Annotated in this window: 17 protein-coding genes, 1 tRNA gene and 3 rRNA genes; 13 read left to right on the top strand and 8 right to left on the bottom strand. The window is 41.4% G+C overall.

Annotated features, from left to right (window positions below; translation table 11 throughout):
• Positions 1-206 precede the first annotated feature (206 nt).
• The 7 genes from nlpE to chbG all read left to right on the top strand — a co-directional run bounded on the left by nlpE (position 207) and on the right by chbG (position 6,489).
• A complete protein-coding gene (nlpE, locus tag P2E05_RS15355) occupies positions 207-863 on the top strand; it encodes an envelope stress response activation lipoprotein NlpE (protein WP_154635704.1) in 657 nt (218 codons plus the stop codon).
• 383 nt (positions 864-1,246) lie between these two features.
• Positions 1,247-1,558: a PTS sugar transporter subunit IIB gene (locus P2E05_RS15350; protein ID WP_163862843.1), complete on the top strand. Its 312-nt coding sequence runs from the start codon at positions 1,247-1,249 to the stop codon at positions 1,556-1,558.
• Between the two features lie 101 nt (positions 1,559-1,659).
• Positions 1,660-3,018: a PTS N,N'-diacetylchitobiose transporter subunit IIC gene (gene chbC / locus P2E05_RS15345; protein ID WP_272657354.1), complete on the top strand. Its 1,359-nt coding sequence runs from the start codon at positions 1,660-1,662 to the stop codon at positions 3,016-3,018.
• 32 nt (positions 3,019-3,050) lie between these two features.
• Positions 3,051-3,395: a PTS N,N'-diacetylchitobiose transporter subunit IIA gene (chbA, locus tag P2E05_RS15340; protein WP_154625047.1), complete on the top strand. Its 345-nt coding sequence runs from the start codon at positions 3,051-3,053 to the stop codon at positions 3,393-3,395.
• A 46-nt stretch (positions 3,396-3,441) separates the two neighbouring features.
• A complete protein-coding gene (gene chbR, locus P2E05_RS15335) occupies positions 3,442-4,248 on the top strand; it encodes a transcriptional regulator ChbR (protein ID WP_154625057.1) in 807 nt (268 codons plus the stop codon).
• A 97-nt stretch (positions 4,249-4,345) separates the two neighbouring features.
• Complete coding sequence (locus P2E05_RS15330) at positions 4,346-5,707, top strand: 6-phospho-beta-glucosidase (RefSeq protein WP_272657355.1); 1,362 nt, start codon at positions 4,346-4,348, stop codon at positions 5,705-5,707.
• A gap of 20 nt (positions 5,708-5,727) precedes the next feature.
• Positions 5,728-6,489: a chitin disaccharide deacetylase gene (gene chbG, locus P2E05_RS15325; RefSeq protein WP_154625049.1), complete on the top strand. Its 762-nt coding sequence runs from the start codon at positions 5,728-5,730 to the stop codon at positions 6,487-6,489.
• 46 nt (positions 6,490-6,535) lie between these two features.
• On the opposite strand, the gene proS is transcribed toward chbG, so the two are convergent.
• From proS to metN, 6 genes are all read right to left on the bottom strand, one after another.
• Positions 6,536-8,263 carry a proline--tRNA ligase gene (proS, locus tag P2E05_RS15320; RefSeq protein ID WP_154625050.1) on the bottom strand — a complete coding sequence of 576 codons (1,728 nt, stop codon included), beginning with the start codon at positions 8,261-8,263 and terminating at the stop codon, positions 6,536-6,538.
• A 121-nt stretch (positions 8,264-8,384) separates the two neighbouring features.
• Positions 8,385-9,107: a tRNA (N6-threonylcarbamoyladenosine(37)-N6)-methyltransferase TrmO gene (gene tsaA / locus P2E05_RS15315; protein WP_154625051.1), complete on the bottom strand. Its 723-nt coding sequence runs from the start codon at positions 9,105-9,107 to the stop codon at positions 8,385-8,387.
• A gap of 7 nt (positions 9,108-9,114) precedes the next feature.
• A complete protein-coding gene (rcsF, locus tag P2E05_RS15310; protein ID WP_154625052.1) occupies positions 9,115-9,519 on the bottom strand; it encodes an Rcs stress response system protein RcsF in 405 nt (134 codons plus the stop codon).
• Between the two features lie 133 nt (positions 9,520-9,652).
• The gene (locus tag P2E05_RS15305; RefSeq protein ID WP_154625053.1) at positions 9,653-10,474 is read right to left on the bottom strand and encodes a MetQ/NlpA family lipoprotein; all 822 of its coding nucleotides are present in this window, start codon (positions 10,472-10,474) and stop codon (positions 9,653-9,655) included.
• Positions 10,475-10,535: 61 nt separating this feature from the next.
• Positions 10,536-11,189: a methionine ABC transporter permease MetI gene (metI, locus tag P2E05_RS15300; RefSeq protein WP_163862832.1), complete on the bottom strand. Its 654-nt coding sequence runs from the start codon at positions 11,187-11,189 to the stop codon at positions 10,536-10,538.
• Positions 11,182-12,213, bottom strand: coding sequence for a methionine ABC transporter ATP-binding protein MetN (metN, locus tag P2E05_RS15295; protein ID WP_154625055.1), 1,032 nt, complete (start codon positions 12,211-12,213; stop codon positions 11,182-11,184). Before metN ends, metI begins: the two co-directional genes overlap by 8 nt.
• A 170-nt stretch (positions 12,214-12,383) precedes the next feature.
• Here metN and gmhB point away from each other — a divergent pair, with 170 nt between their 5' ends.
• The 6 genes from gmhB to P2E05_RS15265 all read left to right on the top strand — a co-directional run bounded on the left by gmhB (position 12,384) and on the right by P2E05_RS15265 (position 20,594).
• On the top strand, positions 12,384-12,950 hold the full coding sequence (gene gmhB, locus P2E05_RS15290; protein ID WP_163862830.1) for a D-glycero-beta-D-manno-heptose 1,7-bisphosphate 7-phosphatase: 567 nt from the start codon (positions 12,384-12,386) through the stop codon (positions 12,948-12,950).
• 549 nt (positions 12,951-13,499) lie between these two features.
• Positions 13,500-15,039: ribosomal RNA gene (locus P2E05_RS15285) — 16S ribosomal RNA — on the top strand.
• A gap of 88 nt (positions 15,040-15,127) precedes the next feature.
• Positions 15,128-15,203, top strand: a tRNA-Glu gene (locus P2E05_RS15280).
• Positions 15,204-15,663: 460 nt separating this feature from the next.
• Positions 15,664-18,749: ribosomal RNA gene (locus tag P2E05_RS15275) — 23S ribosomal RNA — on the top strand.
• Positions 18,750-18,868: 119 nt separating this feature from the next.
• A 5S ribosomal RNA gene (rrf, locus tag P2E05_RS15270) occupies positions 18,869-18,984 on the top strand.
• Together the 16S, 23S and 5S rRNA genes with 1 tRNA gene alongside form the textbook arrangement of a ribosomal RNA operon.
• A 473-nt stretch (positions 18,985-19,457) precedes the next feature.
• Positions 19,458-20,594, top strand: coding sequence for an immunity 26/phosphotriesterase HocA family protein (locus tag P2E05_RS15265; RefSeq protein WP_276122872.1), 1,137 nt, complete (start codon positions 19,458-19,460; stop codon positions 20,592-20,594).
• Between the two features lie 34 nt (positions 20,595-20,628).
• Here the strand turns inward: P2E05_RS15265 and P2E05_RS15260 are convergent, their stop codons facing one another.
• Together P2E05_RS15260 and pssA are read right to left on the bottom strand one after the other, a co-directional pair.
• Complete coding sequence (locus P2E05_RS15260) at positions 20,629-20,991, bottom strand: YfiM family lipoprotein (RefSeq protein WP_154624429.1); 363 nt, start codon at positions 20,989-20,991, stop codon at positions 20,629-20,631.
• A gap of 42 nt (positions 20,992-21,033) precedes the next feature.
• On the bottom strand, positions 21,034-22,389 hold the full coding sequence (gene pssA / locus P2E05_RS15255; protein ID WP_276123107.1) for a CDP-diacylglycerol--serine O-phosphatidyltransferase: 1,356 nt from the start codon (positions 22,387-22,389) through the stop codon (positions 21,034-21,036).
• Positions 22,390-22,449: the final 60 nt, after the last annotated feature.

The raw sequence follows: 22,449 nt of genomic DNA, 5'->3' as shown, positions 1-22,449 counted from the left end.
CTTGATAGGATAATAGCACAGTAATTTTAATAACAATAATCAGTGATAGATGAAAACTTAAATAGACAGTTCGTGAATGCTTCTCGAGCCCCTATATATCAGCAAAGTCCGAAATATAATAATAACAACATTTTTATTAGTGTAAGATGCTATGATGTAAATGCAGACTAAAAATATAAGAATGAAATAGTTAGGAGACAAAGGTAATGAAAAAAACACTATTTTTAGCATTAATGGCGACAGGCATAATGGCATTAGCTGGATGCCAAAGCGCGGACAAACAACCTAGCGTGACTTATATTGATAGAGCATATACGGGCACTTTGCCATGTGCAGATTGCTCTGGTATCGAAGCAACCTTGCTGGTGAACCAAGATGGTACTTATGTTGAGCAATTAGTTTATTTAGGCACGCGTGATGGAAACCAAACTTTTTATGAAACAGGGTCATGGGCAAAAGAAGGGGATAAATTACGCATGACCAATGCCAATGGTGAACGTTCATATTTCTTACCTTCTGCTGATGATAAGTCAATGGTATTGCTTGATCAGGAAGGAAATAAAATTCAATCACAATTGAATTACACATTAAATCAAGTCACAGCAAGTAAAAAAGTTGGTGAATACCGTTATTTAGCTGATGCTGCAACATTTACTGAATGTAAAACTGGGCGTACTTATACTGCTTCAGGCCTTGATCTGGAAAAAGGATACAGTGCGACAGGTGTAACGGGCGGAACGCCAGTTTATGCTGAAATTGAAGGCTATTATACCGTAAGACCTTCAATGGAAGATGGTCAATTTGACCCTGCATTAGTACAAACCGGTCATATTATGTTTGATAAATCTAGCTCATGTAAATAATAGATTTAATTTATATAATTAAATACCCTAAATATCGACTCAATAAGAGTCGATATTTTTTTAGCCATAAAAATATTGGTAAGGATTGAAGTCAATATAAGGTAAAGTGATTATATTTACTGATATCAAGTAAATTATAATTAATTGATAATTTATATATAAAAATATATTTTTTTGAAATGTGAGGGGCGTCATAACGATAAGTCAATGAGAAACAATTCTCCATAGCCACGAAATATCAACAGTAAAGGAGATTACGTATACTTTATTCAACTAGAAGCAACTCGCGGATAACGCCAGCTGAATTTAGAGAATAAAAACGTAAAATATCTCATGAGGCTAATAGATATTTATAGTGGGCAGTATGACTGGGAGAGCTTATTGTGGAAAAAAAGCTTATTTATCTGTTTTGTTCGGCGGGAATGTCAACCTCTCTTCTTGTATCAAAAATGCGTCAACAAGCTGAAAAATATGATGTTCCAGTTGTTATTGAAGCGTTTTCGGAAACCCTTGTAGCACAAAAAGGTATCGATGCGGATCTTGTTTTACTTGGTCCTCAGATTGCATGGAAAAGTTCTGAAATCCAGAGAATACTTCCAACTAAACTCGTTGAAGTTATTGATCCGATATTGTATGGAAAAGTTGATGGTCTGGGCGTGTTAAAAGCAGCAGTGGCAGCAATAAAAAATAAATGATGTTAATTAATTTTTAGTTTTTAATAACTTCAATTCTTTATCTATTTGTTATGGTTGTTTTAGCAAACAAGATATGTGATTAAAGTATCTAAGGATATTCTATGAATCATATGCTCACTTCTCTTGAAAAAGTATTGCTACCAATTGCATTAAAATTGGGCAATCAACCTCATATTAATGCAATTAAAAATGGCTTCATTAAATTGATGCCTTTAGTATTAATTGGGGCCATGTTTGTTTTGATTAATAACGTTTTTCTTAGCTTTGGTGAAGGGTCATTTTTCTATTCGCTAGGTGTTCGCTTGTCACCTGAAACAATAGAATTTTTAAATAAGTTCAAAGGAATTGGCGGTAATATTTACAATGGAACATTAGGTATTATGTCGTTAATGACCCCTTTTTTTATTGCAATGGCCCTGGCTGAAGAACGTAAAGTGGACTCAATAGCGGCAGGGATTATCGGTATCGCTGCATTTATTACGGTAACGCCATTTGATGTTAATGGTGCTTATGCGATAGGGGCTAATTGGTTAGGTGGGGCCAATATCATTTCAGGTATTGTCATCGGTTTAGTGATTGCCGAAGCTTTTGCTTTTATTGTTCGGCGTAAATGGGTTATTACATTACCGGATACAGTTCCACCTGCTGTCAGCCGTTCATTTTCAGCATTAGTTCCTGGTTTTATTATTCTTTTAGTTGTCGGAATTATGGCATGGATTTTGTCAGCTCAAGCAACTAATTTTCACCAATTTATTATGGATACGATCGCAACGCCATTAGCTTCTTTAGGTGGTGTTGTTGGTTGGGCTTACACCATTTTTACCTCCTTATTATGGTTTTTTGGTATTCATGGTGCGTTAGCGCTGACAGCCCTTGATTCAGGAATTATGACTCCTTGGGCGTTGGAAAATGTGGCACTATATAATGAATACGGTTCTATTGATAATGCAATTGCCGCTGGGCACACTTTCCATTTATGGGCGAAACCTTTATTAGATTCTTATGTCTTTCTGGGAGGGACAGGTGCGACCCTTGGATTAATCATTGCAATATTTATTGCATCACACCGTCCTGATTATCGACAAGTTGCTAAAATAGGTTTACCCGCAGGCATATTTCAAATTAATGAACCTATTATATTTGGTATTCCTGTTATCATGAACCCGATACTTTTTATTCCATTTATTATCATTCAACCGCTATTAGCTGCAATTACCGTTATTGCTTATTATATGGGGATAATACCGCCAATAACCAATATAGGACCATGGACAATGCCTGCTGGCTTGGGGGCATTCTTTAATACAAATGGGAATATTTCGGCTTTATTATTAGCCTTGTTTAACCTCGGAGTTTCCATCCTTGTTTATTTACCCTTTGTTATTATTTCTAATAAAGCTCAGGGAATGATAGATAAAGATGAAAGTGAAGAAGATATTAAAGATGCACTGAAGTTTTAATTGATAAATATAAAGCAGGGAATAAAAAAATTATGATTGATATAGATAATAATGGTGTTCTTTCTTTTGATGGCCTCGAAGAGGTCGTGATGGGGCTTATCATTAATTCTGGGATGGCAAGAAGCTTAGCCTATAAGGCATTAAATTGCGCCAAGGAAGGCCAATTTGTTGAGGCCATGGAATTAATGGAGCAATCAAAACATGCATTGAGTGAAGCTCATCAAGTTCAAACAAAAATGATTGAAGCTGATATGGGAGAGGGGAAAATTAAAGTTAGCTTAATATTGGTTCATGCTCAAGATCATTTAATGAACACCATACTTTCGCGTGAGTTGGTCATAGAGCTAATAGAGCTTCATAAAAAAATAAGCCAATAACTGAGGAGGAATGATGCAGCCACTAATAAAAAACGATAATTCTAATATGGATATTAGAATGGTTTGTGAGAACGATATATTTAATGACAAGGATTTTCATGTTGTTATTTATAATAAAACTGAAAGCGTTACAGGGCTGCATCAACATGATTATTATGAATACACTATCGTTCTCACTGGGCGCTATTATCAGCAAGTGAATGGTAGAAAGGTGTTACTTGAAAGAGGTGACTTTGTTTTTTTACCCATTGGCTCTAGTCATGAAAGTTTTTATGAGTTTGGAGCAACTCGAATTTTCAATGTTGGAATAAGAAAGGCATTTTTTGAAAGCTACTTTTCACCTTTACTTCCCTCATTTTTTGTTGCTTCACAAGCCTATTCACTGAAAAGTGAATTTATGGCTTATATTGAATCCGTCATCGCATCATTAAATTTTCGTGACAGTGAGTTTAATGAATTTATTGAAGTAGTCACTTTCAATGTCGTTAATCGATTACGTCACTACAGAGAAAGAAAATTACATGACGATACACCTCAATGGTTAAAAAATACCATTGAAGAAATGCATGAAATTGCAATGTTTAATGAGCATGCATTAGAAAATATGGTCGCAATTACAGGGAAGTCTCAAGAATACTTGACGAGGGCTACAAAGCGTTATTACGGCAAGACGCCCATGCAACTTATTAATGATATTAGGATTAACTTTGCTAAAAAACAGCTGGAAATAACAAATTACTCTATTACAGATATTGCTTTTGAATCTGGTTACAGTAGCCCGAGTTTATTTGTTAAGAAATTTAAAGAGGCAACATCGTTAACACCAAGTGAATATAGAAAAAGCTTACAGTAACTTAATAAATATGATGAAGATAGGATGAAACATAACGCGGTATAAGTTAACTGAACACTACCATTCATAGCTATTAATAAAATAGGTAGAGGATTAAATGGAACATAAATTAAAAATTGTGACTATTGGCGGTGGAAGCAGTTATACCCCTGAATTAATTGATGGTTTTATTAAACGTTATCCTGAACTACCTATTAGTGAATTATGGCTAGTGGATATTGAAGAAGGAAAGGAAAAGTTAGACATTATCTATGATTTAAGCTTACGGATGATAAAAAATGCCAATATTCCGCTTAAATTATATAAAACGTTAAATCGTAGAGAAGCGCTCAAAGATGCTGATTTTGTGACGACGCAGTTAAGGGTCGGGTTATTAGATGCACGAGAAAAAGATGAAATCATACCTTTACGCTATGGCTATTTAGGGCAAGAGACTAACGGTGCTGGCGGATTATTTAAAGGATTACGGACTATTCCAGTGATCTTTGACATTATTAAAGATGTTGAAGAGCTCTGTCCTCAAGCTTGGATAATTAATTTTACTAACCCTGCCGGTATGATCACAGAGGCTGTGCATAGATACACGAATTTTCAGCGTTTCGTTGGGGTCTGTAATGTGCCTATCGGTATGAAAATGTTTATTACAGAGGCACTTAAATTAACTGAAAAAAATCACTTATCGATAGACCTTTTTGGTTTAAATCATATGGTCTTTATTAAAGATATTTTTGTCGATGGAATCTCCCGGTTTGATGAAATATTGAAGGGTATTATTGCTCATTCATACAGTACAAACTCAGTTAAAAACATTACGGGGTTATCATTCGATAGTGGTTTTTTAAGCGCTCTAAAATTGATACCTTGCTCATACTTGCAGTATTACTTTAAATATAAAGAGATGCTAGCTATTGAGATGGCTGAATTCTACAAAGCGGGCACTAGGGCACAGGTGGTTAAAAAACTTGAAAAGTCACTTTTTGATTTATATCAGGACCCTGAATTAAACGTTAAGCCAAAACAGCTTGAACAGCGAGGGGGAGCCTATTATTCAGACGCTGCCTGTGAAGTCATCAATGCTATTTATAACGACAAGCAAACTGAACACTATGTCAATATTCCTCACCGTGGACATATCGATAATATCCCATCGGATTGGGTGATAGAGATGACATGTCAATTAGGGCGTAATGGCATAACACCACACAAAAGAATGACGCATTTCGATGAAAAAGTATTGGGACTCATTTATACAATAAAAGAATTTGAGATAGCCACATGTGAAGCGGCTATTAGTGGTAATTTCAATGATATTTTATTAGCGATGAACCTAAATCCATTAGTGAGCTCTGATCATGATGCACGAAATATGGCTAAAGACCTACTTTTAGCGCATAAAGAGTATTTGCCTAATTTTGCTGAGGCTATTAAGCGCCTTGAAGAAGAATCAATGCGTCGCTAAATTTTAAATGGTAGCGGAATATGACACCTTTACTTATCGTCAATGCAGATGACTTTGGCTTATGCAAATCAGTTAATTATGGAATTGTTGAGGCACATCATCACGGTATTGTGTTATCAACGACAGCTATGGTAAATATGCCGGATGTTCACCATGCCGCCAAACTTGCCGCGGACTTACCAACATTAACAGTGGGTATGCATTTTGTATTAACTGCGGGCATGCCATTTACGCCAATGCCATCGTTAGTTCGCCAAGGTATACTTGGGAAATGGTTATGGGAAATCGAAAAACGTGGCCAATTACCGATAGAGGAAATTGTGCAGGAATTACATTTTCAGTATGACCAATTTTGTGAAATTTTTGGTCATCCGCCAAGTCATATTGATGGGCACCATCATGTACAAATGATACCGACTCTCTTTCCTCGCATTGTTGAATTTGCCAATAAAAAAGGGGTTGCATTGCGTGTTGTTCGTGATGGAAATATTGACGATAAAACCACACATATTGCGCGCACAACGGATTACTTTTCAGCTGAATTTTATGGGGAACCTCATTCTATATCTGAATCTCTCTTTTTAAATATTCTCGATACTGCGAAACAGCGAGGGGATAGTTCACTTGAAATAATGTGTCATCCAGCGTTCCTAGGTAAGGAATTATTAAAAAGTCGTTACGCTTATCCGAGATTAAAAGAGTTAGAAATTTTAACTTCAAAAAGATTAAAAGAGACGATTACTGAGAAGGGTTTTTTACTTGGGTCATATTTAGATTTATAACAAAAATGCCCAACCTATATGGATAAACAGGTTGGGCAGAGCATCATTAACGTAAGGTATTCGCGAGTTTTTCTTTTAAGAAACTCACTACGTTATCAAGACCAACAAGGGCTTTCTCGTCACTGCGACGTGCTTTGTACTCAACTTGATTGTTATCTAAGTTTCTATCGCCAATAACAATCGTGTATGGCACACCGATAAGCTCCATATCAGCAAACATAACACCAGGACGTTCTTTACGGTCATCAAAAATGACCTCTATGCCTTGTGCTTTTAAATCCGCATAGAGTTTCTCTGCAACCTCTTTGACACGGTACGATTTGTGCATGTTCATTGGCAGAATCGCAACATGGAATGGTGCGATCGCATCTGGCCAAATAATGCCGCGTTCGTCGTGGCTTTGCTCAATTGCCGCTGCAACAATACGAGTAACACCAATACCATAGCAACCCATAGTGACGATTTGATTGTGGCCTTCTTCATTCTGCACTGAAGCTTTCATCGCTTCTGAATATTTAGTGCCTAATTGGAAGATATGACCCACTTCAATGCCACGTTTGATAAGCAGTGTTCCTTTTCCATCTGGGCTTGGATCACCTTCAACCACATTACGGAGATCGAATGTTTCTGGCTGCTCTACATCGCGTTCCCAATTGATACCGAAATAGTGTTTACCATCAATGTTAGCACCAGCGCTAAAATCACTCATGACAGCGACACTGCGGTCAATAATCATTGGTAATGGCATATTAACTGGGCCTAATGAACCTGGCGCAGCTTTAATTGCCGCTTTGATTTCTTCTTCTGAAGCGAATTCCAATGGGCTTGAAACGAGAGGGTGTTTTTCCGCCTTCACTTCATTCAGTTCATGATCACCACGGATCAATAAAGCGACTAATTGATGACCCGAATTTGGTTTTGCACGGACAATCAGCGTCTTCACCGTTTTTTCAATCGGCAAAGAGAATTGTTCAACCAGCTCGGCGATTGTTTTTGCATTTGGTGTATCAACGAGACGCATCTCTTCTGTTGCTGCTGCACGTGGTGTTAATGGCGCAATCGCCTCAGCAAGCTCGATGTTGGCTGCAAAATCAGATTCTGTAGAGAAAACAATATCGTCTTCACCGCTTTGCGCGAGAACTTGGAATTCATGAGATGCGCTTCCACCGATAGAGCCTGTATCTGCTTGTACTGGGCGGAAATCAAAACCGATACGAGTAAAGATTTTGCTGTAAGCTTCATACATTGCATCATAGGTTTCTTGTAATGATTCCTGTGATGTATGGAAGGAGTAAGCATCTTTCATGATAAATTCACGTGAACGCATGATACCGAAACGTGGGCGCACTTCATCACGGAATTTAGTTTGAATCTGGAATAAGTTCAGTGGTAGCTGTTTGTATGAAGTAATTTCATTGCGAATTAAATCAGTAATCACTTCTTCATGAGTTGGACCCAAAACAAATGGGCGTTCACCACGATCAGTAAAACGCAGTAATTCAGGACCATACTGCTCCCAGCGACCACTCTCTTGCCACAAATCGGCAGGTTGAACTACGGGCAAAGATACCTCGATTGAGCCCGCATTTTCCATTTCTTCACGGACAATGTTTTCGACTTTACGTAGAACGCGGACACCAGTCGGTAACCAGTCATAAAGGCCTGATGCAAGTTTACGGATCATTCCTGCACGAAGCATCAACTGATGGCTGATCACTTCGGCATCTGCAGGAGTCTCTTTTAGTGTTGAGAGCAGATATTTGCTAGTACGCATTGTATAGGTTCCATTAGAACAACGGGTGATGGCAAAAGGTTTTATTGCCAAATCAATCTAGGCTGCAAAAGCAGCATGATAAACAGCTAGTCTACCAGTGACCGTGCTTTGCCAAAAGGGGTTAGATGATTTTTTCATAAGGCTCGATGGCGAAGACTTCTGTTACATTATTAATCACCCTCCAGCGCACATTAAAATCAAGTAAATGGACGGCATAATCACGGGGCTCTGTCATCGCTTGTTTTTTATATGCGGGGCGGGGATCTTGCATCAATACTTGTTGAATAAATTGTACAATTCCCGGATAGCGTATTTGGTATTTCTCTAAATCTTGTTGAACTTGCGGGTGAAAAATAACGTGCATATCCACAGATGGTGCATCTTGTGCAAAGCCAGCTTGTGCATTTGGAATGGCTTCTGCAAAAGGTAAATAAGGTTTAATATCAATAACCGGAGTACCATCAACTAAATCTAAACTGCCTAACTCCAAAATCACTTGATTGTGTTTTTGGATAACCCCTTTCAATTCGATTAATGACATACCAATAGGGTTTGGTCTAAAGGTCGAGCGGGTGGCGAAGACGCCCATTTTATCATTCCCACCGAGTCTTGGAGGACGTACGAGTGGCTTCCATCCCCCATTCATCGTTTGATGGAAAATAAATAGCACCCAAATGTGACTAAACTGTTCTAATCCTCTGACAGCGTTAGGGTCATTATAAGGGGGGTGTAAATGCAGCCGTCCCGAGCCACCTAGTACAAGCCCAGGTTGGCGTGGGATAGCAAATTTTTCCTTATAGGGGGATTCGATATGTCCAATAACATTACATTGGAATGATTGCATTTGATTATTATTCAACAATTTGTATTGCGCTACCTTCACAGATTGTCGCTTGATAGCATCCCGGTGAGGTCATGGTTTGACACTGATGCAACAACACCGCATCGGCTGCGATATAGGCTGCTTTCGATAACATACTTTTTTTAGCCACATTAAGATTGGCTGGCGGGCTTTGTACATTCTCGCGGCATGATTCTCCAGAAACAATCCCTAAGTCTTTAAACGGCATCCCTAATAATTCTTCAGGGCTATTCATAAGCTTGACATTAGTCGTTTCAGGCTTGGTCGTTTTTTTTGGTGCAGGCTTTGATAGCTTCATATTTGTGAAGCCTTTATTTGGACCCTGATGAATGTATTGATTCATTCCACACCCAGCTAAAATAAACGTTGCTAGGGTGAGCAATAACAATCTCATAAGTTTTTCCTTTCTTATCTTATAGGTATTGGGAAAATTACATCTGCTATGTTTTATCTTTATAAAATACAAAAAATACTAGGTGGCATTACACCACCTAGTATATTAATCATTTTTTTACGAATAAAAAAGATTACCAGCCTTTAACTGCGCCACCATCGAAAACTTCATCTGCTTTCTTAGCAACTTCATCTGATTGATATGCTTGAACAAACTTCTTCACATTTTCATCATCTTTATTGTCATCACGAGCAACAATAATATTGACATATGGAGATTCTTTATCTTCTACAAATAAACCATCTTTTGCTGGGGTTAATTTAGGTGTTGCACTACTTGCCCACGTGGTATTGATGATAGCTAGAGCAATTTTTTGATCATCCAGTGCTCGTGGTAATTGTGGTGCTTCTAATTCAACAAACTTCAATCCTTTAGGATTTTCAGTAACATCCAAAACGGTAGGCATTAAACCTGTTCCATCTTTAAGTTTAATGAGACCTTGTTGTTGTAAGAGAAGTAGTGAACGACCTAAGTTCGTTGGATCGTTAGGTAATGCGATTTGTGAGCCGTCAGCAAGTTCATCAACTGATTTAATTTGTTTGGAATATGCCGCGATAGGATAGATAAAGGTATTGCCGACAGGCGTCAATTTATAATTTCTATCTTTAATTTGTTGGTCAAGATAAGGTTTGTGTTGGAATGCGTTAGCATCAATATCACCTTTGCTGAGAGCTTCGTTTGGTAAAACGAAATCATTAAAGGCAACAAGTTCCACATTCAAACCGTATTTTTCTTTTGCGACTTTTTGTGCAACTTCAGCGACTTCCAACTCTTTCCCCATAATAACACCGACTTTGATGCTATTCGGGTCTTTCTCTTTTTCGCCACAACCCGTTAGAACTAATGAGCCTAATAGCGCGCCAACAACGGCAATAGATTTTAACTTAATAGACATAGATATACCCCTTAAACGCTTTCTTTATAGCACCTTAAAGCGGCGCTGCTATTTTTACGGACTATTTATGTGACACTTTTTTCATTAAATATTCGCCAGTAAATTGAATGACGAAGACTAAGATGATTAACAGTACAAGCACGGTATTCATCACTAATGGGTTATAAGTATAGTAGCCATACTGCATTGCTATTTGACCTAATCCCCCTGAACCGACTGCACCACCCATTGCTGAATACCCAACTAGCATAATTAAGGTGATCGTTGCCGCGTTGATGATCCCAGGTAAAGACTCTGGTAATAGAACCTTTTTAATAATTTGTAGTGGTGTCGCGCCCATAGCTCGGGAGGCTTCAATCAAACCACTTGGCACTTCTAATAGGGTATTTTCAACCATACGGGCGATGAAGGGAATTGCCCCAACAGTTAGGGGAACAATGGCCCCTTCAATGCCAATTGCCGAGCCGACTAAAAACTTGGTAAAAGGGCTGATCCAGACTAATAAAATAATAAATGGTATTGAACGGAAAATGTTCACGATTGCTGAAATTACAGCATAAAGAACAGTATTTTCCATAACTTGTCCACGACGAGTCACGTAAAGTAGAACGCCAGTGGGTACGCCCATGATAAAACCGAGGATCGCCGAAACGAAAGTCATAATAATGGTATCAATCGTTCCCGATATAAGTAGTGAAATCATTCCCTCAGACATAACCCAATACCTCTACTTTGACATGATGCTCTTTCAAAAATTCAATAGTTGCTTCAACACCGCCATTGATACCATGGAGTTCAGCGAGCATTACGCCAAACTTCACGCCACCGGCGTAATCAATCTGAGAACTTAATATGTTGATATCGATGTCAAATTTACGCACAACCATAGAGATAAGTGGTGCATCAACGGATTGACCTGTGAATTCCAGTTTCAGCAAAGGCGATAAATCTGCTGCGGGTTCACTTTTTAGTCTTTCTTTATAGTCATCTGGAATATCAATAACTAATGTTGATTTGATAAACTCTTGGGCAATAGGTGTTTTAGGGTGTGAAAACACTTCACTGACTTTATCTTGTTCAATCAATTGTCCACCGCTAATCACAGCGACTTGGTCACAAATGTTTTTCACTACATCCATTTCATGAGTGATCAATAAAATAGTAAGCCCTAAACGGCGGTTAATATCTTTGAGTAACTCAAGAATCGAACGTGTAGTGGCAGGATCTAGCGCACTAGTTGCTTCATCGCATAATAAAACTTTTGGTGAATTTGCTAAGGCTCGCGCGATGGCAACACGTTGTTTTTGTCCCCCAGAAAGATTAGCGGGATAAGCATCTTTTTTATCAGCCAGCCCAACAAGATCAAGCAGTTCATTGACACGTGCTTTGATTTTATCTTTAGGCGTATTGTCTAATTCCAGTGGTAACGCAACGTTATCAAATACATTTCGAGAAGATAATAAGTTAAAGTGTTGGAATATCATCCCAATACCGCGACGAGCTCTCGTCAAAGATTTTTCAGGCATTGCTGTTAAATCTTGGCCGTCAACAATAACTTGCCCAGAAGTCGGGCGCTCGAGCATGTTTACACAACGAATTAGAGTACTTTTACCAGCACCTGAGGCACCGATAACACCGTAGATTTGCCCAGCAGGAACATGCAGACTAATATCAGTTAATGCCTGAATATTGCGGCTTCCTTGCTGGAAAACTTTATTAATATTTGAGAGCTTTATCATTTATTTCTTCTAAATATATAGGATTCGATTTTTAGATAGTTAAATCTAACATGGTTGGATGTTAAGGCGTCTAGACGTCTAAGTCAATAAAGTTTGCTTTATTTATTCTATTCTCATTTATTTTCTTTTCATGAGATACTTAAAACTCATTTAGTTTGAGGAGTAAATCGGTGAGTAAAGGCATACCTGCAATCTTTTTAGACAGAGACGGCACAATTAATATCGACCATGGCTATGTACATAAGATAGATGACTTTCATTTTATTGACGGTGCGATTGAAGCAATGGCTGAACTCAAAAAAATGGGCTACGCGCTTGTTGTTGTCACCAACCAATCAGGTATTGGACGAGGTATCTATTCTGAAGATAGTTTTATGCAGTTAACAGAATGGATGGATTGGTCATTAGCAGACCGTGGCGTTGATCTTGATGGTATTTATTTTTGCCCTCATCATCCTGATGCTAAAGAAGCTGAGTACCGCCAAGATTGTGATTGCCGTAAGCCAAAACCTGGAATGCTATTAGATGCGCAATCTTTTCTTAATATAGATATGGCTTCTTCTATTATGGTGGGAGATAAGTTAGCTGATATGCAAGCAGGTAAAGCTGCAAAAGTCGGTACGACGATCTTAGTAAGAAGTGGTGAAGAAGTGACTGAAGAAGCAATAAGCAATGCAGATATGGTGATTGATAGTATTGCTGAACTGCCACAGATAGTAAAAAACATCAAAAAATAGGCTTATTAAGTTAAATTTGATGGCAATCTGAGCAAACGAAAAAAAAATTGAAAAAAGGGGTTGCCAGAATTTTCTGACTCCCTATAATGCGCCTCCACTGACCGACGATGAGCCAACACAGAATGTGATGGCAAGCCCAAAAGGCTAACGACGGCAGACGAGAGAATCTGAAAAGATAAGCGAAAAAAAAAGCTTGACTCTCGGTGAGGAAAGCGTAATATACGCCACCTCGCGACAACGACCTAAACGGTTAATATCGAAAGATTAAAGTCGCAACGCTCTTTAACAATTTATCAGACAATCTGTGTGGGCACTCACAGGACACTATCAAAAAAATATTTGATTTTAAGTCTTGAAGAGTGACTAACACGTTAATTCATATATGAACTAACAATGTGCAATTCGATTGTGGAAGGATAACGCGAAGGCGAGTGAGCATTTCCGAGACAGTACTGAGGTACGGCGAGGAAAGCGCAGCGAAGCCGACAATGTTAGCCGAGCAGAAGCGAATTGATAAACAGTTTAATTCTTTGAGCATCAGACTACTTTTAATTGAAGAGTTTGATCATGGCTCAGATTGAACGCTGGCGGCAGGCCTAACACATGCAAGTCGAGCGGTAACAGGGGAAGCTTGCTTCCCGCTGACGAGCGGCGGACGGGTGAGTAATGTATGGGGATCTGCCCGATAGAGGGGGATAACTACTGGAAACGGTGGCTAATACCGCATAATCTCTAAGGAGCAAAGCAGGGGACCTTCGGGCCTTGCGCTATCGGATGAACCCATATGGGATTAGCTAGTAGGTGGGGTAATGGCTCACCTAGGCGACGATCCCTAGCTGGTCTGAGAGGATGATCAGCCACACTGGGACTGAGACACGGCCCAGACTCCTACGGGAGGCAGCAGTGGGGAATATTGCACAATGGGCGCAAGCCTGATGCAGCCATGCCGCGTGTATGAAGAAGGCCCTAGGGTTGTAAAGTACTTTCAGTCGGGAGGAAGGCGTTGATGCTAATATCATCAACGATTGACGTTACCGACAGAAGAAGCACCGGCTAACTCCGTGCCAGCAGCCGCGGTAATACGGAGGGTGCAAGCGTTAATCGGAATTACTGGGCGTAAAGCGCACGCAGGCGGTTGATTAAGTTAGATGTGAAATCCCCGGGCTTAACCTGGGAATGGCATCTAAGACTGGTCAGCTAGAGTCTTGTAGAGGGGGGTAGAATTCCATGTGTAGCGGTGAAATGCGTAGAGATGTGGAGGAATACCGGTGGCGAAGGCGGCCCCCTGGACAAAGACTGACGCTCAGGTGCGAAAGCGTGGGGAGCAAACAGGATTAGATACCCTGGTAGTCCACGCTGTAAACGATGTCGATTTGGAGGTTGTGCCCTTGAGGTGTGGCTTCCGGAGCTAACGCGTTAAATCGACCGCCTGGGGAGTACGGCCGCAAGGTTAAAACTCAAATGAATTGACGGGGGCCCGCACAAGCGGTGGAGCATGTGGTTTAATTCGATGCAACGCGAAGAACCTTACCTACTCTTGACATCCAGAGAACTTAGCAGAGATGCTTTGGTGCCTTCGGGAACTCTGAGACAGGTGCTGCATGGCTGTCGTCAGCTCGTGTTGTGAAATGTTGGGTTAAGTCCCGCAACGAGCGCAACCCTTATCCTTTGTTGCCAGCGATTCGGTCGGGAACTCAAAGGAGACTGCCGGTGATAAACCGGAGGAAGGTGGGGATGACGTCAAGTCATCATGGCCCTTACGAGTAGGGCTACACACGTGCTACAATGGCGTATACAAAGAGAAGCGACCTCGCGAGAGCAAGCGGAACTCATAAAGTACGTCGTAGTCCGGATTGGAGTCTGCAACTCGACTCCATGAAGTCGGAATCGCTAGTAATCGTAGATCAGAATGCTACGGTGAATACGTTCCCGGGCCTTGTACACACCGCCCGTCACACCATGGGAGTGGGTTGCAAAAGAAGTAGGTAGCTTAACCTTCGGGAGGGCGCTTACCACTTTGTGATCCATGACTGGGGTGAAGTCGTAACAAGGTAACCGTAGGGGAACCTGCGGTTGGATCACCTCCTTACCATTGAAGTGTTCCTGTGAAGTGTTCACACAGATTGTCTGATGAAAAGTAGAGCAAAGCCAATCTAAGATTGACTGAAGACCTTGTTGTCCCCTTCGTCTAGAGGCCTAGGACACCGCCCTTTCACGGCGGTAACAGGGGTTCGAATCCCCTAGGGGACGCCATTCAGTGTGGGTCAATCGAAAGGCTGCGCGTCGACCTTTCAGCGTTGTGCGGTGCTCGCGATGCTCATGTACTGAATGTACATTCCGCTCGCTGTGCGCCTACGCCTTGAAATGTCTTAGCTCGCACTTTCTCGAAAGTGCTGGCCATAAATAATGATTAAACTAATTCACTGAGTTAGTTTAACAATTATGCTCTTTAACAATCTGGAACAAGCTGAAAATTGAAACAACGCACATTGTTTATCGCTTAAACAATGTGAGAGTCTCTCAAAATTTCAAACCTGAAATTTTCGGTCATTCAAACGAGTGGCATGAGCGAGCAGTGTGAAATTCGCGGCGTAGGAGCGCAGTCAGCGCAGCGTACATCGGTACGTGAGCATGACGAGCACCGCGCAACAAAGAATTTCACCACGCACAGCCATGACAGTTAGGTGATCGTTGAAACAATTTCGGGTTGTGAGGTTAAGCGACTAAGCGTACACGGTGGATGCCTAGGCAATCAGAGGCGATGAAGGACGTGCTAATCTGCGAAAAGCGTCGGTAAGGTGATATGAACCGCTATAGCCGACGATGTCCGAATGGGGAAACCCAGTGCAATTCGTTGCACTATCGTTTGATGAATCCATAGTCAAACGAGGCGAACCGAGGGAACTGAAACATCTCAGTACCTCGAGGAAAAGAAATCAACCGAGATTCCCCTAGTAGCGGCGAGCGAACGGGGAGCAGCCCAGAGTCTTAATCAGCATCAGCATCAGGAGAACGGTCTGGAAAGTCCGGCAGTAAAGGGTGATAGCCCCGTATCCGAAGGTGTTGGTGTTGTGAACTCGACGAGTAGGGCGGGACACGTGTTATCCTGTCTGAATATGGGGGGACCATCCTCCAAGGCTAAATACTCCTGATTGACCGATAGTGAACCAGTACCGTGAGGGAAAGGCGAAAAGAACCCCGGCGAGGGGAGTGAAATAGAACCTGAAACCGTGTACGTACAAGCAGTGGGAGCCCCATCACTCAAGTGCCTCGGCAATTGAGTGAGGGTTTAAACAACCACCACAAGAACAGCGCAGGATTTGCAAACAAGATTGGCTGATTTTTTCAAGCCGCAGCGCAGTGTACATAGAAGTACACGAGCAGCGGAAGTTAAAAAATCGGGCAAGATTGGCCGCAAAGACAAGCGGGACATTTGAGGATGGGGTGACTGCGTACCTTTTGTATAATGGGTCAGCGACTTATATTCTGTAGCAAGGTTAACCGTATAGGGGAGCCGTAGGGAAACCGAGTCTTAACTGGGCGATTAAGTTGCAGGGTATAGACCCGAAACCCGGTGATCTAGCCATGGGCAGGTTGAAGGTTGGGTAACACTAACTGGAGGACCGAACCGACTAATGTTGAAAAATTAGCGGATGACTTGTGGCTGGGGGTGAAAGGCCAATCAAACCGGGAGATAGCTGGTTCTCCCCGAAAGCTATTTAGGTAGCGCCTCGTGAACTCATCTTCGGGGGTAGAGCACTGTTTCGGCTAGGGGGTCATCCCGACTTACCAACCCGATGCAAACTACGAATACCGAAGAATGTTATCACGGGAGACACACGGCGGGTGCTAACGTTCGTCGTGAAGAGGGAAACAACCCAGACCGCCAGCTAAGGTCCCAAAGTCATGGTTAAGTGGGAAACGAAGTGGGAAGGCTCAGACAGCCAGGATGTTGGCTTAGAAGCAGCCATCATTTAAAGAAAGCGTAATAGCTCACTGGTCGAGTCGGCCTGCGCGGAAGATGTAACGGGGCTAAACCATGCACCGAAGCTGCGGCAGCGACATGTAAATGTTGTTGGGTAGGGGAGCGTTCTGTAAGCCTGTGAAGGTGTGCTGTGAGGCATGCTGGAGGTATCAGAAGTGCGAATGCTGACATAAGTAACGATAATGCGGGTGAAAAACCCGCACGCCGGAAGACCAAGGGTTCCTGTCCAACGTTAATCGGGGCAGGGTGAGTCGACCCCTAAGGCGAGGCAGAAATGCGTAGTCGATGGGAAACAGGTTAATATTCCTGTACTGGTGATAATTGCGATGGGGGGACGGAGAAGGCTAGGCTGGCCGGGCGACGGTTGTCCCGGTTTAAGGATGTAGGCAGGTGAATTAGGCAAATCCGGTTCACTACATGCTGAGGTCTGATGACGAGTCACTACGGTGGCGAAGTAGCTCATGCCCCGCTTCCAGGAAAAGCCTCTAAGCTCTAGATTATCATTAATCGTACCCCAAACCGACACAGGTGGTCAGGTAGAGAATACTCAGGCGCTTGAGAGAACTCGGGTGAAGGAACTAGGCAAAATGGTGCCGTAACTTCGGGAGAAGGCACGCTGGCGCTAGGTGAAGTCCCTCGCGGATGGAGCTGAAGCCAGTCGCAGATACCAGCTGGCTGCAACTGTTTATTAAAAACACAGCACTGTGCAAACACGAAAGTGGACGTATACGGTGTGACGCCTGCCCGGTGCTGGAAGGTTAATTGATGGGGTTATCCGTAAGGAGAAGCTCTTGATCGAAGCCCCAGTAAACGGCGGCCGTAACTATAACGGTCCTAAGGTAGCGAAATTCCTTGTCGGGTAAGTTCCGACCTGCACGAATGGCGTAATGATGGCCAGGCTGTCTCCACCCGAGACTCAGTGAAATTGAACTCGCTGTGAAGATGCAGTGTACCCGCGGCAAGACGGAAAGACCCCGTGAACCTTTACTATAGCTTGACACTGAACATTGAGCCTTGATGTGTAGGATAGGTGGGAGGCTTTGAAGTGTGGACGCCAGTCTGCATGGAGCCAACCTTGAAATACCACCCTTTAATGTTTGATGTTCTAACGTGGCCCCATAATCTGGGGTGCGGACAGTGTCTGGTGGGTAGTTTGACTGGGGCGGTCTCCTCCCAAAGAGTAACGGAGGAGCACGAAGGTTGGCTAAGCATGGTCGGACATCATGCGGTTAGTGCAAAGGCATAAGCCAGCTTGACTGCGAGAGTGACGGCTCGAGCAGGTACGAAAGTAGGTCTTAGTGATCCGGTGGTTCTGAATGGAAGGGCCATCGCTCAACGGATAAAAGGTACTCCGGGGATAACAGGCTGATACCGCCCAAGAGTTCATATCGACGGCGGTGTTTGGCACCTCGATGTCGGCTCATCACATCCTGGGGCTGAAGTAGGTCCCAAGGGTATGGCTGTTCGCCATTTAAAGTGGTACGCGAGCTGGGTTTAGAACGTCGTGAGACAGTTCGGTCCCTATCTGCCGTGGGCGTTGGAAGATTGAAAGGGGCTGCTCCTAGTACGAGAGGACCGGAGTGGACGCACCACTGGTGTTCGGGTTGTCATGCCAATGGCACTGCCCGGTAGCTAAGTGCGGAAGAGATAACCGCTGAAAGCATCTAAGCGGGAAACTTGCCTTGAGATGAGTCTTCCCTGACTCTTTAAGGGTCCTAAAGGAACGTTTAAGACTAAGACGTTGATAGGCTGGGTGTGTAAGCGTAGCGATACGTTGAGCTAACCAGTACTAATGAACCGTGAGGCTTAACCTGACAACACCGAAGGTGTTTTAGAGAGAACGTTGTGAAGCGCACGCAGAGTGTGAGAAATTAGCTTGTTCAAGATTGCTGTTCTGGTTGGTGGAAGCCAACGGGAACAAAAACCGAATTTGTCTGGCGGTAATAGCGCGGTGGTCCCACCTGACCCCATGCCGAACTCAGCAGTGAAACGCCGTAGCGCCGATGGTAGTGTGGGGTCTCCCCATGTGAGAGTAGGGAACTGCCAGACATTAAATTAGTGAGAAAGCCACCCGATGGGTGGCTTTTTTGCGTTTGGGGATGTGATACCGTTTTATCATCCTTCTGCCTTACTGTCACCACCAAACATCAACCCCATCCACGGCGCTTCCTTGCCAATCCTGCACTAGCGAACCGCATATTGATAGCCAATACATTAAGTAGAGATAAAGGGATGGCTCACTATTCGACTTATTTTCATGGTTGAAACCATTTTATAGGATGACTGGTGTTTATTTTTATGAATCGCAATCGGTATCTAAATAACATCATGGTTTAGATCGCTTTATCATACTGAGTACTCGATATCCATCTCATCAACTTATAGGTAAATAACTAGCAAAAATAAAAAAAACTTTCTGGTATTGATAGGGGGAATTGATGATATTGATGACCAGCACTTTAGGTATTGTTATAGTTCAAATATTCAGATTTATAGAGGGATAGGTTATGGGGAGTCAATACATGGAAAATATCATCCTCACCAATGATGAAAGAGCGCTTTTTGGCTTGGAGTTGATATCCGCTCAATGGGATAGAGTTGAAATTAAAAAAGGGATGGCTGTTTATTTTGATGGTGATGATATCTGTAAAATTATCTATAACTATGAGCATATTGGTGATGGTTTTATCAATACCCTCTATATTGAAGAAGATAATTTAATTAAAACGAGAAATAGAGAATTCGTTTTGCCTAGAACAGCAAAAGGCAAAGAGAAAAAATTAAATTATACATCGATTAATGGCATGAAAAGTACGGGGTGTCGTTTTAGTTTAACTTTATGCACTTCAGGAATTGGTGCGGCGTTAAATGTGACGAATAGCCAAAATAGTCTTCGTCTACCGATTCCATTTCCCCAGCAAATTGACACTGTTGAGGCGTTTCGCCAATGGTTAGGCACATTCGTGTCTTCAAGAGATGAACGTTATTTCTCCAAAGTGGAACGCATGAAAAATGCCCCGCGAAAGAATGTGAAATATAAGAATGGCGATATTTTTTGTTATGAAATAGATCTGGAATATTATGGATTTGCTCTGATTATAGGTCAGGTCAACAAAATAAAAAAAGCAGGCCTACTGAAGCAAGAGCATATTTGGAATGATCTCATGACGGTGCCCTTAATTGTCCGAACGTATCAGTTCAAAAGCCAAGAAAAAAATATGCCTATTGAGGAAATTATACAGCACAGCTTATCGGATTCATTTTTCATGATGGATGACCATGTTATGAGAGGTGTATATGAGGTTATTGGAAATAAGAGTTTAACTGCCGATGATATTGAGTTTCCCATTCAAGCGGGAAGATCATTATCTAATGACTCTTTTACTCGATTATGTTGGGGAGTTGGAATAAAAAGCCATCCAAATGAACATGAATCAATGCTACCTAGTGGTATTCAAGATATGGAGTTGTTGAGACATGGTGTTAATTTTGGTGTCAGTTTTTCAGAAATAAAAACCGTAGAGAGATGTAAAACACCGTTGGAAAAACAGGCTTTTGCCCATTTTGGTATCTCTGAAGAGATAACATTTGATGATTTTAATCGGCAATTTGGTGGTATGACTCGTGAAGAATACGCGTTATATGCGAATAAAAAGTAGGGGGAACATAAGTTGGTTAAATCATTACTGGTTTTTATTTTAAACTTTGATATAAGCTATAACCGGCGATAGAGCCCGCGACATCATAAGCGATATCATGCCAACTCCATCCAGTGCCACTGGGGCGGCTGTCATATAATTCTTTGACTACTCCGAGTGAAACAGAAAATAATATTCCAAATTGTGCAGCTTCTCGATGTTGCCAATTTTGTTTATCAGCATATGCATTACCGGCCATTGCCATTGCGGCTGAAAAAGCAAAATGTTGGGCCTTATCCTTTCCTGTCCATTTATCATTAGCGACACGAAAGCTTGAGCAACTTGCGGTATTGAATAATATGCCAATAAGCAAATAAGGAAGTATTTTTTTAAATCGTTTCAATTTATTTATCAACATAATGATATATGAAAAGCACCACAAGGGTGGTGCTACGATAAATTACAAGATACGACTGATTAAGCGGTCTACTCTAATTCGTCTTAAACGGCGAATGAGTTTTTTCACTTTGATTGGATAGGTTTGGATACTATCTAATTCACGATAATGATTCACAATTTTTGTATGAGTGCGAATGCATTCAAGTTCATGTTGACGCTGCTCTTGCATTTCTTGCTTTGGATCGTGGATCAATACGGCATTTTCAAGATCTAATCCCCATGCTCGAGGGTTTAAATTATTTCCGGTGATCAACTGCCATTGTGAATCAACCCACATACCTTTCAAATGATAGGTATTATCGCCATCTTTCCATAAACGAATAGTTAGCTGCTGACTATCAATAAATTTTTGTAAGCGGCTAACAAATCTACGTAGATTTATTTCATATAAATAAGGTAAAGCACCAATAATTTTAAATGGCTCTTCGGGGGGAATATAAAAATCATTAGCAGTTTTATCGCCTATAATTATTTCAACCTGTTTACCTTCACGTAGTAGTCGACTAATAATTCTGACTAATACCGCAGGGAGGTTAAAATAAGGCGTACAGATAATGAGCTTATTCTGTGTTGACCCTATTAAATGGGTAATGGTCCGGTTAAGATCATTTTTCTTACCTAATCCGACAAGCGGGGTAACTGCCAGTTCATTATTGTTAGCATTACCGCCAAAGCGATATGAACACCCTCTGAGTGAAAGGCGAAATTGCTTGATAATATTTTTGAATTCAGCCGTTTTGGGTCTATTGGCTGAATTGAGTAGATGGATAGCATCTGATTTTAACAATGCGTCATCAATATAGTTTTTCATTGATGAAGTTAATTGTTTATTTTTGATTAACTGATATCGGTCATAACGATATTTTTCATGACGTTGTAAATAGACGTCATTAATACTCGCACCACTGTATAACAGGGTATCATCAAAGATAAAACCTTTAAGGTGTAAGACGCCTAAGGCTTCACGAGTATTCACAGGAATACCGTAAATTGGAATGTCAATGTCAGGGTACTGTTGTGAAACACTATAGTACCAATCAGCATTGGTTGAATTTGCCGCTGCTCCAATCCTTCCTCGTTGCGCGCGATGCCAATCAACCAGTATTTTAACTTCTAAAGACGGATTCGCTTGTTTTGCTGCATACAGCGCATGAAGAATATCTTTACCTGCATCATCTTGCTCTAAATATAACGCAGTGATGTAGATGCAATGTTGAGCGGTTGATATTTGCTCAAGCAAAACATCACGAAAATCTTCTGTCTTATATAGCGTTTTAACATCAGCAATAGATTGGGAGAGTTTAGGTAAACTCCCTAAATATTGTTGATGTTTTGCTTGTTTTAATTTTGACAACATCACAGTGTAAATTTTCTCTTATTAGTCTAATAGCAAATCGCTTTATTCAAATATACGCTA

This window comes from Providencia stuartii (assembly GCF_029277985.1).
Taxonomy (GTDB): Bacteria; Pseudomonadota; Gammaproteobacteria; order Enterobacterales; family Enterobacteriaceae; genus Providencia; species Providencia zhejiangensis.
The sequence above is the reverse complement of the archived record's forward strand: the minus strand, read 5'-3'. Positions and strand labels throughout refer to the sequence as shown.